Source organism: Janibacter cremeus (assembly GCF_013409205.1).
Taxonomy (GTDB): Bacteria; Actinomycetota; Actinomycetes; order Actinomycetales; family Dermatophilaceae; genus Janibacter; species Janibacter cremeus.
In genome coordinates this window covers 3,032,903-3,049,385 of sequence record NZ_JACCAE010000001.1, presented here as the reverse complement: position 1 = coordinate 3,049,385, position 16,483 = coordinate 3,032,903, and the positions used below count along the sequence as shown (strand labels likewise).

Below are 16,483 nucleotides of genomic sequence, written 5' to 3'. Positions count from 1 at the left end.
CGATCTACAGCGCGCCCTTGGCGCTCGGGATGCCGCTGACCCGCGGGTCATGGGCGACCGCGGACCTCAAGGCCCTGGCCAGGGCCTTGAACTGGGCCTCGACCACGTGGTGCGGGTCGCGTCCGGCCAGGACGCGCACGTGCAGCGCGATGCCGGCGTTGTACGCGAAGGACTCCATGACGTGGCGCGTCAGTGACCCGACGAAGTTGCCGCCGATGATCACGTACTCCTGCCCGACGGGCTCGCCGGTGTGCACGACGTAGGGGCGACCGGCGACGTCGACGACCGCGTGCACGAGTGCCTCGTCGAGTGGGACGGTGGCGTCACCGAACCGGCTGATGCCGCTCTTGTCACCGAGCGCCTCCCTGACCGCCTGCCCGAGGACGATCGCGACGTCCTCGACGGTGTGGTGGGCGTCGACGTCCACGTCACCGTCGGCGCTGACGGTGAGGTCGATGAGGCTGTGCTTGGCCAGCGACAGCAGCATGTGGTCGTAGAAGCGCACCCCGGTCGAGACGTCGCCGACGCCGGAGCCGTCGAGGTCGACGCTCACCTCGACGCGGGACTCGGACGTACCTCGACGCACTGTGGCGGTGCGGGACTGGCTGCTCACGGGTTCTCCTTCGTCATCATGTGGGCGGGGACGAGCCGGGCCATGGCCGCCAGGAAGCGGCTCGTCTCCTGCGGGGTGCCGGCCGTGACGCGCAGGTGGTGTGCGATCCCCACGTCACGGACGAGCACGCCGTCCTCGAGCAGAGCCTGCCACGTCGCCGGGGCATCGGCGAGGCCGCCGAAGAACACGAAGTTGGCGTCGCTGGGGACGGGGGCCAGGCCGAGCTCGGTGAGCTCGGTGACGATGCGGTCGCGCTGCTCCTTGATCGCCTCGACCGTGGTGAGGAGGAGGTCGGCGTGCTCGAGCGCGATGCGGGCGAGAGTCTGCGTGGGTGTGGACAGGTGGTACGGCAGGCGCACCAGACGCAGGGCGTCGATGATGTCCGGGCCCGCCGCGAGGTAGCCCAGGCGTCCACCGGCGAGGGTGAAGGCCTTGCTCATGGTGCGGGTGACGACCAACCGCGGGTGGTCGGCGAGCAGTGACAGCGCGGTCGGCGTGCCGGGGCGGGCGAATTCGGCGTAGGCCTCGTCGACGACCACCAGCGCGCGCGGAGCGGCCTCGAGCATCGCCTCGATGACCTCGAAGGGCAGGGCCGACCCGGTCGGGTTGTTGGGCGAGCAGAGGAAGACCAGGTGCGGATCGACCTCCCGTGCCTGCTCCACCGCGGACTCGACCGTGAGGTCGAAGGTCTGCGCGTCCCGCTGCCCATCGACCCAACGGGTGCCGAGCGTCTCGGTGATGATCGGGTGCATCGAGTAGGCGGGGGTGAAGCCCAGCGCGGTCCGCCCGGGACCACCGAAGGCCTGGACGAGGTGCTGCAGGACCTCGTTGCTGCCGTTGCCGGCCCACAGCTGCTCGGGTCGAAAGGAGACACCGGCGTGTTTCGCCAAGTAGTCCCTGAGGGCCTCGCGCAAGGCGGTGAACTCACGATCGGGGTACCGATTCAACCCGCTGAGTTCCTCGTGCAGTGCCGCGGAGACCGCTCGCACGACCTCGTCGGGAACCGGGTACGAGGACTCGTTGGTGTTCAGCTGGACGTCGACGTCCAGCTGGGGCGCTCCGTATGGCGTGCGTCCGCGCAGCTCGGGACGCAGCAGCTGTTCGATCATCTCGCTCACCGCTGCCCCTGCCCCGTCGTGCGTGCCGACACGGCCTCGCCGTGGGCGGGCAGGTCCTCGGCCTCGGCGAGGGCGAGCACGTGCGCGGCGGTGGCGGCCAGGGCCGTGCGGGTGTACTCCACGACGTGGACACCCCTGAGGAAGGACTGCACCGACAGTCCGCTGCTGTGGGCAGCGCTGCCGCCGGTGGGCAGGACGTGGTTGGATCCGGCGGCGTAGTCACCCAGGCTCACTGGGGAGTACGGGCCGACGAAGATCGCTCCGGCGTTGCGCACCCGGGCGGCGACCGCCGCAGCGTCCGCGGCGATCACCTCCAGGTGCTCGGCCGCGTACGCGTCGACAACCCGCAGCCCGGCGTCGAGGTCGTCGACGAGGACGATGGCGGACTGGCGCCCGCCCAGTGCCTCGATCACCCGCTCGCTGTGCTTGGTCGCGGCGGCGCGGCGCTCCACCACCACCGTGACCGCGTCGGCCAGGTCACTCGAGTCGGTGACGAGGACGGACCCGGCCAGCGGGTCGTGCTCGGCCTGGCTGATCAGGTCCGCGGCCACGTACTCCGGGTCGGCACCGGCATCGGCGAGCACCGCGATCTCGGTGGGTCCGGCCTCCGCGTCGATGCCCACCATGCCCTTGAGCAGCCGCTTGGCGGCGGCGACGTAGATGTTCCCGGGGCCGGTGACCAGGCTGACCGGCTGGCACTGCCCCCCTTCGCCCTCGTCGACGAACCCGTGCGCGAACCCGGCCACGGCCTGGGCGCCGCCCATCGACCAGACCTCGTCGACGCCCAGCAGGGCGCAGGCGGCGAGGATCGTCGGGTGCGGGTAGCCGGCGAAGACGCCGACGTTCTCCTTCTGCGGTGGGCTGGCGACGGCGACGGAGCCGACCTCGGCCAGCTGCGCCGGCACGACGTTCATCACGACCGAGGAGGGGTAGACCGCCCGGCCGCCGGGGACGTACAGGCCGACCCGCTCGACAGGGATCCACCGCTGCGTGACGCTGCCGCCGGGGACGACCTGGGTCGTGGTGTCGGTCCGGCGCTGGGCGGCGTGCACGGTGCGGGCCCGCTCGATCGAGACCTCCAAGGCCGCGCGCACGTCCGGGTCGAGCGCCTCGACGGCCGACTCGAGGACATCCCGGGGGACGCGAAGGGAGGTCGGGCGCACCCCGTCGAAGCGCTCGGCGTAGTCGTAGAGCGCGTCGGCGCCCCGGTCACGGACCTCGTCGCAGATGGGCCGGACCGCCGCGAGTGCGGCCTCGACGTCGTACTCGGCGCGTGGCAGTGCAGCGCGCAGCTCCCGGGCGCCAAGGGGCTGGGAACGCAGGTCGATCGTGGCGAGCATGCAGCCAGTCTAGATTCGTCGCGGGTGGGCTCCCTCCCGCGTCTCACCAGCGCGGCCTCGGTGTGGGACGAATCACTCCTCGCCGTAGAAGACACGGTCGACCACGTGCCGGGCGTGCCTCGCGGTACGACGGTAGGACTCGGCGAGGGCGTGCCCCGACTGCGGCTCCATCCCGACGATCCGACCGACGCCATCGGCCTCGAGCAGGTTCGAGGGGACGGAGTCGACCGGACGCCCGCGGAAGAGCATCCCCGCGTTGCGCAGCAGCGAGGCCATCGACCAGGCCTCGCGGAGCACGAGCTCGTCCTCCGCCGAGAGCAGGCCCGCCTCGACCGCGGCGGTCATGGCCGGCAACGTGCGTGGCGTGCGCAGTGCGGGGTACTCGTGCGCGTGCTGGAGCTGGATCAGCTGGATGGACCACTCGACGTCCGAGAGTCCACCCATGCCGAGCTTGAAGTGGGCCCGTCGGTCGGCGCCGCGCGGCAGTCGTTCGGCCTCCATGCGGGCCTTGAGGCGCCGCACCTCGCGCACCTGACGCTGGTCGAGCCCACCCTCCGGCCAACGGATGGCGTCGATGAGCGCGGTGAAGCGCTCACCGAGGGGTCTGTCCCCGGCCACCGGCCGGGCCCGCAGCAACGCCTGGGCCTCCCACGTGTGCGACCAGCGCTCGTAGTACGCCGCGTACGAGGCCAGCGAGCGGATCATCGGGCCGTTCTTCCCCTCCGGACGCAGGTCGGCGTCCAACCCGAGCGGTGGGTCCGATCCGGCCGCGCCGAGGAGTCGCCGCAGCTCGGCGACGACGGCGAGCGCGGCCTCCTGTGCCAACTGCTCGTCCACGCCCGGGTGCGGCTGGTGGACGTAGAGGACATCGGCGTCAGAGGAGTACCCGAGCTCGCGACCGCCAAGACGTCCCATCCCGACGATGATGATGTCGGTCCCGAGCGCCTCCCCGCGCTCCGAGGCCACGTGCGCCGCAGTCACCTCGAGGGCGGCCTCGATCGTCGCCTCGCTGAGGTCGGTCAGCGCCTCCCCCACGCGGTCGAGCGCGAGCCGATCCTCCAGGTCGGCGACGGCGATGCGGAAGATCTCCGCCCGCCGGATCGTCCGGATCGCCGCGATGGCGGAGTCCGGGGATTCCTTGCGGCCGGCGGCCGAGCGCATCCGGCGCAGCAGCTCCTCCCGGGTCCGGGGCCGCAGCCCGTCACTCTCCCCGAGCATCTGCACCGCCTGCGGGCTGACCAGGAGCAGATCACCGGCGAATCGACTGGCCCCCAGGGTGTGGGCGAGAACCTGGGCGGCCTCCCCCTCGTCCCGCAGCAGGCGAAGGTACCAGTGCGTAGCACCCAGCTCCTCGCTGACCTTGCGGAACGCGAGCAGGCCGGCGTCGGGGTCGGCCATCTCGGCGAACCACTCGAGCATCACCGGCAGCAGCTGGCGCTGGATGGCTGCCCGTCGGCTCATGCCGTCGGTGAGGACTTCGATGTGTCGCAGCGCGCCGGCCGGGTCGCGGTAGCCGAGGGCGCCCAGGCGCTCCCGGGCCGCGTCAGGGGTGAGCCGGGCCTCGGCCGGGCTGAGACGTGCGACGGCCGAGAGCAGCGGTCGGTAGAAGAGTCGCTGGTGGAGGCGACGGACCTCGCGGGAGTAGCGCGTGCGCAGTGCCACGACCTTCGTCTGCGGCTCGTCCCACAGCAGGAGCGAGCGACCGAGACGACGCAGGTCGGCCTCCGACGTCGGCATGAGGTGGGTGCGCCGCAGATGGTGCAGCTGGACGCGGTGCTCGATGGTACGCAGCACCCGATATGCCTCGTCGAGGACGACAGCGTCGTCGCGCCCGACGTAGCCGCCCGCGGACAGCGCCGCCAGGGCCTCCAGCGTGGTGCGCGAGCGCAGGGTCTCGTCGGTGCGACCGTGGACGAGCTGGAGGAGCTGGACGGAGAACTCGACATCACGCAGCCCCCCGGGGCCGAGCTTGAGCTGTCGCTTCGCCTCCGCCCGTGGGATGTGCTTCTCGACGCGGCGACGCATCGCCTGGACGTCGACGACGAAGTCCTCGCGCGATGCCGCCTGCCACACCAGCGGCCCGACCGTCCCGAGGTACTCCGCGCCCAGGCTCGGGTCACCGGCAAGGTGGCGGGCCTTGAGCAGGGCCTGGAACTCCCACGTCTTGGCCCACCTCTCGTAGTACGTCCGGTGGCTGGCGACGGTGCGCACCAGGGGACCCTGCTTGCCCTCGGGGCGCAGGGCGGCGTCGACCTGCCACAGGCTGCCGTGGGCGGTCACGTCACTGCACACGTGCATCACCCGGGTGGCGATGCGTGCGGCGGTCTCCAGGGCGGCGGCCTCGTCGACACCAGCTACCGGCTCGGCGACGAAGATCACGTCGACGTCGGAGATGTAGTTCAGCTCGCGGCCCCCGGCCTTGCCCATACCGATGACGGCGAAGCGAACCTGACGGCCCTGCTCGCCCTGTTCTTGGGCGGCGATGCGCACGGCCGCCTCGAGGGCGGATCCGGCCAGGTCGGCCAGCGCAGCTCCCGCGTCCGGCAGGTCCGCGACGGGATCGTCGCTCGTGACATCGATCGCCGTGATCCCCAGGAGCTGGCGACGGTAGGCCACCCGCATCGCGTCCTGCGGTTCCAGGACGCCGGGGTCGGCGATCTCCGCGAGCACCGCCTCGGTGCGCTCCTGAGGGGTCATCGGCTCCGCGTCGACCGCATCGCGCCACTGCTCGGGATGAGCCACGAGGTGGTCCACGAGAGCGGTCGACACGCCGAGCACGCCGACGACACGGTCGCGTACCCGCTCGTCCTCGCGCAGGGCCTCGCGCAGCTCCTCTGCTCGCTCGCCGGCGGACTCGAGCACCCGTACCAGCCCGAGCAGTGCCCCGTCCGGGTCGGCCGCCCGCGTGAGCGCCCGGATCAGCCGATCCTGCTCGACCCCCTCGGACAGGTCGAGCACGGGGTCGGTGAGCAGACGCTCGGCGCGGCGGGTGTCGGTGAATCCGTGCCGGGCGAGGGTGGGTCCGGGGCGTGGTGGCGGGGTCACGAGGGGTTCACAGGCGCGGCAGCAGCCGTTCCAGCTCGAAGGGGGTGACCTGGTGGCGGTAGTCGGCCCACTCCTGACGCTTGTTGCGCAGGAAGAAGTCGAAGACGTGTTCGCCCAGCGTCTCGGCGACCAGCTCGCTCTCCTCCATCGCCTCGATGGCCTCGGACAGGCTCGCGGGCAACGGGCGGATACCCATCGCCCGACGCTCCCGGTCGGTCAGCCCCCACACATCGTCCTCGGTCTCGACGGGCAGCTCGTACCCCTCCTCGATGCCCTTCAGGCCGGCGGCGAGCATCACGGCGAAGGCGAGGTAGGGGTTGCAGGCAGCGTCCAGGCTGCGTAGCTCGACCCGACTCGAGTTGCCCTTGTCCGGCTTGTACATCGGCACGCGGACCATCGCCGAGCGGTTGTTGTGGCCCCAGGTCAGGTGGGCGGGCGCCTCGCCTCCGCCCCACAGTCGCTTGTAGCTGTTGACCCACTGGTTGGTCACGGCCGTGAACTCCCGCCCGTGGCGCAGCAGGCCGGCCATGAACTGCCGACCGACCTTGCTCAGCTGGTATGGCGCTCCCGGCTCGTAGAAGGCATTCGTGTCCCCCTCGAAGAGCGACATGTGCGTGTGCATCCCGCTGCCGGGATGCTCGGCGAACACCTTGGGCATGAAGGTCGCGTAGACACCCTGCTCGAGGGCGACCTCCTTGATGACGGTCCGGAAGGTCATCACGTTGTCCGCAGTGGAGAGCGCATCGGCGTAGCGCAGGTCGATCTCGTTCTGCCCCGGCGCACCCTCGTGGTGACTGAACTCCACGGAGATCCCCACCGACTCGAGCATCGTGATGGCCTGGCGGCGGAAGTCGTGGGCCTCCCCCTTCGGCACGTGGTCGAAGTACCCCCCGTCGTCGACGGGCACCGGGCGGCCGGTGTGCACGCTGTCCGGCTTGAGCAGGAAGAACTCGATCTCGGGGTGGATGTAGAACGTGAAGCCCATCTCCCCCGCCTTGTCGAGGGTGCGCCGCAACACGTAGCGCGCGTCCGACAGCGAGGGGGTGCCGTCAGGCAGGTGGATGTCGCAGAACATGCGGGCCGTCCCGGGTGACTCGCCGCGCCACGGCAGTACCTGGAAGGTCGCCGGGTCGGGCTGGGCGAGCATGTCCGCCTCGTAGACGCGGGTGAAGCCCTCGATCGCCGACCCGTCGAATCCGATGCCCTCCGCGAAGGCCCCCTCGAGCTCCGCGGGGGCGATGGCCACGGACTTCAGTGTGCCCAGGACATCTGTGAACCAGAGCCGGACGAACCTGATGTCCCGTTCCTCGATGGTGCGAAGGACGAACTCCTGCTGACGATCCATGTGTCCATCCTGCCCCACCGGCGACGACGGTGGTGGACCCCGCTCGTCAGGGCCCACCACCGTTCGGTCTGCGGTCTTCAGCGGCTCTTCGTACCCGCCTTGACCATGACGACCATCTGGTCCTTGTGTCGCTGCTCGGCCAGCACGCGGATCCTCGTGCCCGATCCGGCCACCTTCGTCGAGCCGAGCGGGTTGTCCTCCGACCAGTAGCGGTTCGGGTCCGAGTCACGGAACAGGCGCTTGCCGTGGCGCGAGCGGACCGTCTCGGCGGTCCCCTGGTTGTGGAAGGTGACGCGATCAGTGCGCTGCGTGCCGAAGGTGGCGTCGAAGGGCTGGCGCCGATTGCCGAGCATCGCGCCGTTGCTGAATGTCACCGGCTCCGGGCGGGCGTCCACGGGCAACACCTGACCGTAGCCAGGGTGCTGGCTGGTGTTGTTGTCCGTGTACGCGTTGTTGACGTACCAGACGAGCAGACCGTCCTGATAGGGGAAGCGCTCGACCCAGTTGGGCCGGGTCGTGCCCCAACCGAAGTTGTACGGACCGGTCTTGAGGTACTTGTCGTACCCCGAGTAGAAGCGGTTCTCCGCGAGGTAGTAGTTCTGCACCTGCACCGACGTCGAACCGCTCATGCGGGTGAAGCCGTCAGCGGCCCAGCCGTTCTCACCCGACTCGACGTCATCGGAGAGCACCGTGGCCCCGTCGACGACGATCTCGATGTCATCGATGAAGGCGCCGTCCTGGGCCACGCCACCGTCGGACTGGTAGCGCCACCGGAACTGGACGGGCTGACCGACGTAGGAGCTCAGGTCGTACTCGACCTCGTTCCACGACAGGTCACCACCGTCGACCTCGTCGAGCTCGGTCCACGACTGCCCACCGTCGGTGGACACCTCGGTGTACAGGAAGTCGTAGCCCACCTCGATGTCCGTGGCCATGTGGGCGGCGACCGAGGCGGACCCGGCGTCGGTCAGGTCGATCTCACGCGTGAGGGTGTTGTTGAGGTTGTCGGCCGAGCCGGACCACCACTCGTAGCTCCCCGAGTACGGGGTGTTGTAGTCCGTCGTCACGGTCTGCTCGGGCAGCAGCACCGCGAGCGCCTGCGCCAGTTTCCTGTGGTCACGGTCGGCAGGGCCAAGGCGTGTGACGTGCCGCTCACCGGGTTTGATCGTCTCGTGGTCCAGCCACCCGAGCTGCAGCTTCGACCACGCACCCATGTAGCCGGGCTTGGAACCGATGTCCTCCGTGCCGGGGTTGAGCCACGAGCCACCCGACATCAGCGTCCAGAAGCCGGTGCCGTTGTCACCGCCCGCGGTGTCGTAGAGGTCGGGCAGGCCGAGGTCGTGGGAGAACTCGTGGGTGAAGACACCCAGGCCGCCGTTCTCCGGCTCGGTGGTGTAGTCGCCGATCCAGATGCCGGAGTCGCCCAGCTGGATGCCGCCCATCTGGTTGTCCGCCGGGCCGTACTTGCCGATGCCGTCGGAGTGGACGTACCAGCGGTGGCTCCAGATGGCGTCCTCACCCTGGGCGCCGCCACCGGCCTCCTCACCCTCACCGGCATGGATGGCCTGGAAGTGGTCGATGTACCCGTCCGGCTCGTTGAAGTCGCCGTCACCGTCATGGTCGTAGCGGTCCCAGACGTCGAACTGGGCCAGGTACTCCTGGATCTCGGCGTCGGACTTGCCCCGGGCCTTCTGGTCCTCGTACCAGGCGGTGGCGGTGTCCTGGATGAAGCTCCAGTACCCGTCCGCCTCGGACGTGCCGTCACCATCGACCGGGTTGTGGCCGTAGCGGGCCTCGTTGTACGGCACCTGCACCCAGTCACTCACGTCCCCGTCGGCCACGAAGCGGCCGTTGGACTGCTTGAGGAAGAAGTCGCGGAACGACTCCTTGTCATCCGCGAACATCAGGTCCATGTAGTGGTCACGGTCGAAGTTCTCGGTCCAGATGGTGGAGTTGTCATCACTGCTGCCGCCGTCCCAGTCACGGTCCGGCTCGGCGATCTGGTTGTGGACCGGGCCCGGCTGACCGCCGGTGGCCGGAAGCGTCTGGTCGCCGAAGTCGGTGAGGATGGTGAATACCGAGGCTTCCCGGTCGACGTCGTACTGCACGTACTTCTTGTCGTGACCCTTGCCCTTGTGCTGACGGTCCCGGTTCTTGCGGGTGTCCTTGCCGGGGCCGCCGGGCCCGCGTGCGTAACTCTTCGACGGGTTCTCGCTGGCGATCTCGATGACGCTCGATCCGCCCTTCGTCACCACGCGTGCCTCGCCGGTGAGGAGCTTGGTGACTGCGTCCTTGCGCAGGGCGCGCTGGGCGTCACCGAGGGGGTTGGGCAGGTCATCGGGCCGGACTGACGAGGATGAGGGGTTGTCCTCCTGGGGTGGCACGCCTCCACCAGCCTCCTGCGCACTCGCCGACAGGGGCACGAGCGCTAGCACGAGAGCGGATGTGGCGAGACCGGACACGAGATGGGTGTGGCGTCTCTTCACGGATCCTCCTGTTTTTTGTGTGGCTGGTGGCCACAGCGGTGTGCGCACTCAACCAAGATTCGATGGCCCGCGGCAGGGATCACCGGAAATTCTGAAGAAACTCTTACTGATGCATGTCGTCACGTCCACAATCCGCCCACCGGCGCCGGACGTCTGCCGGCGATCCCTACCTCTGACCGGTCCGCCTAGGGTGGAGCCATGAGCACGCCCTCCACGCCCTCACCTGATCCGACCGCAGAGACCCCGGCCCCCTACGCGGGTCAGGCGCCTGCTGCCCCCGCCCGACGCAAACGCACCCGGATCCCGCACCTGCGGGCGATGAAGGAGCGCGGCGAGCGGTGGGCGATGCTCACCGCCTACGACGTGAACACCGCGCAGATCTTCGACGAGGCCGGAATTCCGGTACTCCTCGTCGGTGATTCCGCCGGCAACACCGTCTTCGGCTACGACACCACCGTCCCGGTCACCCTCGACGAGATGGTCGCGCTGACCCGGGCCGTCGCGACGGGAGCCGCCAGCGCACTCGTCGTGGCCGACCTCCCCTTCGGCACCTACCAGGCCTCCCCCGAGCAGGCCTACCTCTCGGCTGCGCGTCTGATGAAGGAGGGACTGGCCCACGCCGTCAAGCTCGAGGGCGGCGCCGAGATGGCCCCGACGATCGAGCGGTTGACGAGGGGGGGCATCCCCGTCATGGCGCACATCGGCTTCACCCCACAGAGCGAGCACACCCTCGGCGGCTACCGGGTCCAGGGGCGTGGTGACGCGGCCGCCCAGCTGCTCGAGGACGCCCGCGCCGTCCGGGCCGCAGGTGCCTTCTCCGTGGTGATCGAGATGGTCACGGCCGACGCGGCTGCCGCGGTCACCGCCCAGGTGGACATCCCCACGATCGGGATCGGCGCCGGCGTCGACTGCGACGCGCAGGTCCTCGTCTGGCAGGACATGGCGGGGCTGGGATCGGGACGGACACCGCGCTTCGTCAAGCAGTACGCGGACGTGCGCTCGGTCCTGACGGACGCCGCTCGTGCCTACGCGGCGGATGTCGCCGCGGGCTCGTTCCCGGCCGCGGAGCACTCCTTCGAGAGCTGATCACGGTGTCGCGGGCGCTGGTCCTCAGGCCCCGCCCTCGTCCCACTCGCGCTCCCGACGCTCCTCCTCGTCCCACTTCTGCGTGTTCTCCCGGGCGGTCTGCAGCGCGGCTGCGGCCTCGGCCTCGGTGTCATAGGGCCCCATGACGTCCGCATTCTGTGAGCGGTTCTCGTCGGTCTCGACCTGACGGGTCTCGATGTTGAACCAGTACGCCATCGCCTGTCGTCCTCTCCGCGGGCCGGGTACCCGCACACCGGAGCGCATCGTGCCAGCGCCCGTTGCCTAGACTCCACAGCATGTCCGCGTCCACCGCAACCGTCATCCCCGGCGTGGTGTCACCCCGCCGCGCCGTCCCCGCAGGTATCGACCGACCCGAGTACGTCGGCAAGGCCGCTCCGACCCCCTTCGCCGGATCCGAGATCAAGAGTGCCGAGACCATCGAGCTGATGCGTACCGCAGGCCGGATCGCAGCGGGCGCGCTGGCCGAGGCCGGCCGCGCGGTCGTCCCGGGTGTCACCACCGACGAGGTGGACCGGGTCGGTCACGAGTACCTCCTGGACCACGGCGCCTACCCCTCGACCCTCGGCTACCGGGGATTCCCCAAGTCCTTGTGCACCTCGATCAACGAGGTGATCTGCCACGGCATCCCGGACAGCCGACGCATCGAGGACGGGGACATCGTCAACATCGACATCACCGGCTACATCGGTGGCGTCCACGGTGACACCAACGCCACCTTCCTCGCCGGTGGCGTCGACGAGGAGTCACGCCTGCTCGTCGAGCGCACTCACGAGGCGACGATGCGCGGGATCAGGGCAGCACTGCCCGGGCGGCAGATCAACGTCATCGGCCGGGTCATCGAGAAGTACGCGAACCGCTTCGGCTACGGGGTGGTGCGCGACTACACCGGCCACGGCATCGGCACCTCCTTCCACTCCGGCCTGGTCATCCCCCACTACGACTCGGCACCCTCCTACGACACCGTCATCGAACCGGGGATGACCTTCACCGTCGAGCCGATGCTCAACCTCGGCACCGCGCAGTGGACGCTGTGGGACGACGGCTGGACCGTCGTGACGAAGGACCTGCGCCGGTCCGCCCAGTTCGAGCACACCATCCTCATCACCGAGGACGGCAACGAGATCCTCACCCTCGAAGCGTCGGCCGGAGGGTAGACATGGCCACCCACCATGCCCTGGGCATCGACATCGGCGGATCCGGGATCAAGGGAGCACCGGTCGACCTGGACAAGGGCCGATTCACCGAGGACCGGCTGCGCATCGCCACGCCCGAGGAAGCGACGCCCGACGCCGTCTGCGACATCGTCGAGCAGATCGCGCAGCACTTCTCGCTCGACACGGACGTCCCGCTGGGCATCACGCTGCCTGCCGTCGTCACCCACGGGGTCGTGTGCAGCGCGGCGAACATCGACCGCTCCTGGGTGGACCTGGACGCCGACACGCTCTTCGGCGAGCGACTGGGTCGACCCATCCACCTCGTCAACGACGCGGACGCTGCAGGCGTCGCCGAGCTCCATCACGGAGCCGCGAAGGGGCACAAGGGCCTGGTGGTCCTGACCACTCTGGGCACCGGGATCGGCTCGGCCCTGATCATGGACGGGGTGCTCGTGCCCAACACCGAGCTCGGCCACCTGGAGATCGACGGGTACGACGCCGAGACCCGCGCCGCCGAGTCCGTGCGCGACCGCGAGGGGCTGGACTGGCAGCAGTGGGCCCAGCGCCTGCAGACGTACTACGCCCGCCTGGAGTCGCTCCTGCGACCGGACCTCATCGTCGTCGGTGGCGGCGTGAGCAAGCAGGCCGACCAGTTCCTGCCCCTGCTCGACCTGCGCACCGAGATCGTCCCGGCCAAGCTGCGCAACAAGGCCGGGATCATCGGCGCCGCCCACCTGGCCGCACGAGGAAACTGACACCGGACCGTGTCCCCAACGGGTGCGGATGTGGCGAACGCCCACGCCCGCGATGCGGCAGGGTGGTGGCCATGACGAACTCCTCGGGTGCGCCGACTCGGCCCCTGGATCGACGTCTGGGCCTGCGGGACGGCGTCGCACTGGGCCTCGCAGCGATGATCGGGGCGGGCCTGTTCAGCGCCTTCGCCCCGGCAGCAGCCAGCGCCGGCCGGTGGCTGGCCCTCGCCGTCGTCATCGCGGCCGCCGTGGCGAGCGCCAATGCCCACTCCATGGCCCGCCTCGCGGCCCGATACCCCCACTCCGGCGGGGCATACGTCTACGGGCGGGAGCGCTTGGGTGTGCCATGGGGCCACCTGGCCGGGTGGGCCTTCGTCGTGGGGAAGGTTGCCTCGTGCGCTGCCATGGCCATGACCCTCGCCGTGCACGTGTGGCCCAACTTCGCCAAGCCGATCGCCGTCGTGGTCGTCCTCGCCGTCCTCGCCCTCAACCTGCAGGGTGTGCAGCGCTCCGCCCGCGTGGCCTTCGGCATCGTGGCGCTCGTGATGGCACTCGTGGTCACCTTCGGCCTCGTCATGCTCGTCGCTCCCCCGGTCACCGTCGACACCCCACCGCCGGCAGCTCCCGGGTCGGGCACCGTCATCGGTGTCATCCAGGGTGCGGGTTTCCTGTTCTTCGCCTTCGCCGGCTACGCCCGGGTGGCGACGCTCGGTGAGGAGATCACCGACCCGCGCCGCACGATCCCGCGAGCCATCGGCATCGCCCTGGTGATCGTGCTCGCCCTGTACACGCTCGTCGCGGTGGCACTCACCAGTTCCCTCGGGGCCGGCTGGGTCGCTGCCCGTGAGGCCCCACTGGCGGAGGCCGCGGAGATCTCCTCGTGGCCGTGGCTGGGGCCGGCCCTACGCGTGGCTGCCGTTCTGGCTGCCGGGGGTGCGCTGCTCGCGCTCGTCCTCGGCGCGTCCCGCACCCTGCTGGCCATGGCCCGGGACCGTCACCTGCCGCCGGCGCTGGCCGTGGTCGACGGCCCCCACGGCACGCCACGCCGCGCGGAGGCGGTGATCGCCGGTCTCGTGATCATGCTGATCGTGCTCGTCGACCTGCGCGGGGCGATCGGATTCTCCTCCTTCCTCGTGCTCACGTACTACGCAATCGCCAATGCCAGCGCGTTGACGCTCGAGCGGCGCCCGGCCGCCAAGATCGTGCCGACCCTCGGTCTCGTGGCCTGCGTCGTCGTCGCCGTCCTCATGCCCTGGCAGTCCGTGGTCGCCGGAGTGGTCATTCTCTCGATCGGGGCGTTCATCGGCTGGGCGCGGTACACCACGCGCGAGGGGCCCGACGCGTAGACTGCTGGTGGATGAGTCGGCCGGACGGCTGCGTCACCGCTTCGGCGGTGTCGAGGAAAGTCCGGGCTCCACAGGGCGTGGTGGTGGCCAACAGCCACCCGGGGCGACCCGCGGGACAGTGCCACAGAAAGCAGACCGCCTCGTCCACCTCGGTGGACGAGGTGAGGGTGAAAGGGTGGTGTAAGAGACCACCAGCGATCCGGGTGACCGGATCGGCTCGGTAAACCCCACCAGGAGCAAGTCCGGACAGTGCGCGTTCGAGGGCGGCCCGCCCGAGCGCACGGGTAGGACGCTGGAGGTCGTCGGCAACGGCGACCCGAGATGGATGGTCGTCGCTCCGACCCCGGCAACGGGGCCGGAGAACAGAACCCGGCTTACAGGCCGACTCATCCCCATCCCTTGACCTACCGGGGATCTGGTGACCCCGCTGGGAGCGGCGCCCTACGCGCCCGAAGCGCCTTGGGTGCGTACTCGGGGTGGTTCATGTCGAAGGTCGGCCGCTCGGAGCGGATCGGCGGGATCGACGTGAAGTTGTGCCGCGGCGGCGGGCAGGAGGTCGCCCACTCCAAGCTCGCTCCGTAGCCCCACGGGTCGTCGACCTCGACCATCGGTGCGCTCGTCTGGGTCTTCCACACGTTGTAGAAGAAGGGCAGGAAGCTGACCGCCAGGATGAGGGAGCCGACCGTCGAGATCTGGTTCGCCAGCTGGAAGTTGTCCTCCGGCATGTAGTCCGCATAGCGGCGCGGCATGCCCTCCACACCCAACCAGTGCTGGATGAGGAAGGTCGTGTGGAAGCCGACGAAGACCAGCCAGAAATGGACCTTGCCCAGGAAGTCGTCCAGCATCCTTCCGGTCCACTTCGGCCACCAGAAGTAGATCCCGCCGAAGGTGGAGAAGACGATCGTGCCGAAGAGCACGTAGTGGAAGTGGGCGACGATGAAGTACGTGTCGTGGATGTGGAAGTCCATCGCCGGGCTGGCCATGATGATGCCCGTCAGGCCACCGAAGAGGAAAGTGGCCAGGAAGCCGAGCGCCCACACGAATGGCGCCTTGAACTCGAGCTTGCCGCCCCACATCGTGCCGACCCAGTTGAAGAACTTCAATCCTGTCGGGATGGAGATCGCCATCGTCATGACCGCGAAGAAGGGCAGGAAGACCTGACCGGTGGCGTACATGTGGTGGGCCCACACGGAGACCGAGAGGCCCGCGATGGCGATGGTGGCGAAGACCATGGTCTTGTATCCGAAGAGCGGCTTGCGGGAGAAGACCGGAGTGATCTCGGAGACGATGCCGAAGAACGGCAGGGCGATGATGTAGACCTCGGGGTGGCCGAAGAACCAGAAGAGGTGCTGCCACATCAGGGCACCACCACTGTCGGCAGCGAAGATCAGTCCACCGAAGCGGCGGTCCACCCCCAGCGCGATGAGGGCCGAGGCCAGGACCGGGAAGGCCATCAGGATCATCACCGAGGTGATCAGGACGGTCCAGGTGAAGAGCGGCACCCGGAACATCGTCAGGCCCGGGGCCCGCATGCAGATGACCGTGGTGATGAAGTTGACCGCACCCAGGATGGTGCCGAAACCGGCCAGGGCCAGCCCCCAGACCCACAGGTCACCCCCGACACCGGGGCTGTAGGTCGGGTTGGACAGCGGCGCGTACCCGGTCCAGCCGAAGGCCGCTGCACCACCGGGGGTGAGCAGACCGGCTGCGGCGATGATGCCGCCGAAGAGGTAGAGCCAGTAGGCGAACATGTTCAGCCGCGGGAAGGAGACGTCCGGCGCCCCGATCTGCAGCGGCATGACGGCGTTGGCGAAGCCGGCGAAGACCGGGGTCGCGAACAACAGCAACATGATCGTGCCGTGCATCGTGAACATCTCGTTGAACTGCTCGGGGTTGTCCACCACCTGCAGACCCGGGGCCCACAGCTCGAGCCGGATGACCAGCGCCATCAGGCCACCGAGCAGGAACCACACGAAGCCGGTGACCAGATACATGTGGCCGATGACCTTGTGGTCCGTCGAGGTGATCAGGCGGAAGAACTGGCTTCCCGCCTTCTCCCGGCGCACGAGGGTCTTCTCCGAGATCTCCGTCTCGTTCGTGTTCCGGGACAGCGGCCCGGAGATGGTCGACATCGATGCCTCCCTGACGTGGCGATTTGCTTACCATACTCCTGCCGT

The 16,483-nt window shown here is 69.4% G+C and carries 12 protein-coding genes and 1 other RNA gene; 5 read left to right on the top strand and 8 right to left on the bottom strand.

The window, feature by feature from the left end; genetic code table 11:
- Positions 1-4: 4 nt before the first annotated feature.
- From hisB to BJY20_RS14480, 6 genes are all read right to left on the bottom strand, one after another.
- Positions 5-613 carry an imidazoleglycerol-phosphate dehydratase HisB gene (gene hisB / locus BJY20_RS14505; RefSeq protein WP_185992185.1) on the bottom strand — a complete coding sequence of 203 codons (609 nt, stop codon included), beginning with the start codon at positions 611-613 and terminating at the stop codon, positions 5-7.
- On the bottom strand, positions 610-1,722 hold the full coding sequence (locus BJY20_RS14500) for a histidinol-phosphate transaminase (RefSeq protein ID WP_221935724.1): 1,113 nt from the start codon (positions 1,720-1,722) through the stop codon (positions 610-612). Before BJY20_RS14500 ends, hisB begins: the two co-directional genes overlap by 4 nt.
- A gap of 5 nt (positions 1,723-1,727) precedes the next feature.
- The gene (gene hisD, locus BJY20_RS14495) at positions 1,728-3,071 is read right to left on the bottom strand and encodes a histidinol dehydrogenase (protein ID WP_185992183.1); all 1,344 of its coding nucleotides are present in this window, start codon (positions 3,069-3,071) and stop codon (positions 1,728-1,730) included.
- Positions 3,072-3,143: 72 nt separating this feature from the next.
- The gene (locus BJY20_RS14490; protein ID WP_185992182.1) at positions 3,144-6,116 is read right to left on the bottom strand and encodes a bifunctional [glutamine synthetase] adenylyltransferase/[glutamine synthetase]-adenylyl-L-tyrosine phosphorylase; all 2,973 of its coding nucleotides are present in this window, start codon (positions 6,114-6,116) and stop codon (positions 3,144-3,146) included.
- A 7-nt stretch (positions 6,117-6,123) separates the two neighbouring features.
- Positions 6,124-7,461 (bottom strand): type I glutamate--ammonia ligase, encoded by a 1,338-nt coding sequence (gene glnA / locus BJY20_RS14485; protein ID WP_185992181.1) that lies wholly within the window; start codon positions 7,459-7,461, stop codon positions 6,124-6,126.
- Positions 7,462-7,538: 77 nt separating this feature from the next.
- Positions 7,539-9,947, bottom strand: coding sequence for an immune inhibitor A domain-containing protein (locus tag BJY20_RS14480; RefSeq protein ID WP_343062919.1), 2,409 nt, complete (start codon positions 9,945-9,947; stop codon positions 7,539-7,541).
- 198 nt (positions 9,948-10,145) lie between these two features.
- Here BJY20_RS14480 and panB point away from each other — a divergent pair, with 198 nt between their 5' ends.
- Positions 10,146-11,033, top strand: coding sequence for a 3-methyl-2-oxobutanoate hydroxymethyltransferase (gene panB, locus BJY20_RS14475; RefSeq protein ID WP_185992180.1), 888 nt, complete (start codon positions 10,146-10,148; stop codon positions 11,031-11,033).
- A gap of 24 nt (positions 11,034-11,057) precedes the next feature.
- Here panB and BJY20_RS14470 read toward each other — a convergent pair whose 3' ends face one another.
- Entirely contained in the window at positions 11,058-11,249 is a 192-nt protein-coding gene (locus BJY20_RS14470) for a methionine aminopeptidase (RefSeq protein WP_185992179.1), read from the bottom strand.
- Between the two features lie 62 nt (positions 11,250-11,311).
- Here BJY20_RS14470 and map point away from each other — a divergent pair, with 62 nt between their 5' ends.
- The 4 genes from map to rnpB all read left to right on the top strand — a co-directional run bounded on the left by map (position 11,312) and on the right by rnpB (position 14,699).
- Positions 11,312-12,208, top strand: a complete 897-nt coding sequence (map, locus tag BJY20_RS14465) for a type I methionyl aminopeptidase (protein WP_425484160.1) — start codon at positions 11,312-11,314, stop codon at positions 12,206-12,208.
- Between the two features lie 2 nt (positions 12,209-12,210).
- A complete protein-coding gene (ppgK, locus tag BJY20_RS14460; RefSeq protein ID WP_185992177.1) occupies positions 12,211-12,963 on the top strand; it encodes a polyphosphate--glucose phosphotransferase in 753 nt (250 codons plus the stop codon).
- Between the two features lie 71 nt (positions 12,964-13,034).
- Positions 13,035-14,306, top strand: a complete 1,272-nt coding sequence (locus tag BJY20_RS14455; protein ID WP_185992176.1) for an APC family permease — start codon at positions 13,035-13,037, stop codon at positions 14,304-14,306.
- A gap of 12 nt (positions 14,307-14,318) precedes the next feature.
- Positions 14,319-14,699, top strand: an RNA gene (gene rnpB / locus BJY20_RS14450) — RNase P RNA component class A.
- Positions 14,700-14,710: 11 nt separating this feature from the next.
- Here the strand turns inward: rnpB and ctaD are convergent.
- Positions 14,711-16,438, bottom strand: coding sequence for an aa3-type cytochrome oxidase subunit I (gene ctaD / locus BJY20_RS14445; protein WP_185992175.1), 1,728 nt, complete (start codon positions 16,436-16,438; stop codon positions 14,711-14,713).
- Between the last annotated feature and the right edge of the window lie 45 nt (positions 16,439-16,483).

Bases quoted from the DNA above. Each gene is read 5' to 3' on its own strand.
- hisD (WP_185992183.1), bottom strand. From the start codon at position 3,071: ATGCTCGCCACGATCGACCTGCGTTCCCAGCCCCTTGGCGCCCGGGAG.
- BJY20_RS14470 (WP_185992179.1), bottom strand. From the start codon at position 11,249: ATGGCGTACTGGTTCAACATCGAGACCCGTCAGGTCGAGACCGACGAG.
- glnA (WP_185992181.1), bottom strand. From the start codon at position 7,461: ATGGATCGTCAGCAGGAGTTCGTCCTTCGCACCATCGAGGAACGGGAC.
- ppgK (WP_185992177.1), top strand. From the start codon at position 12,211: ATGGCCACCCACCATGCCCTGGGCATCGACATCGGCGGATCCGGGATC.
- BJY20_RS14500 (WP_221935724.1), bottom strand. From the start codon at position 1,722: ATGATCGAACAGCTGCTGCGTCCCGAGCTGCGCGGACGCACGCCATAC.
- ctaD (WP_185992175.1), bottom strand. From the start codon at position 16,438: ATGTCGACCATCTCCGGGCCGCTGTCCCGGAACACGAACGAGACGGAG.
- panB (WP_185992180.1), top strand. From the start codon at position 10,146: ATGAGCACGCCCTCCACGCCCTCACCTGATCCGACCGCAGAGACCCCG.
- BJY20_RS14455 (WP_185992176.1), top strand. From the start codon at position 13,035: ATGACGAACTCCTCGGGTGCGCCGACTCGGCCCCTGGATCGACGTCTG.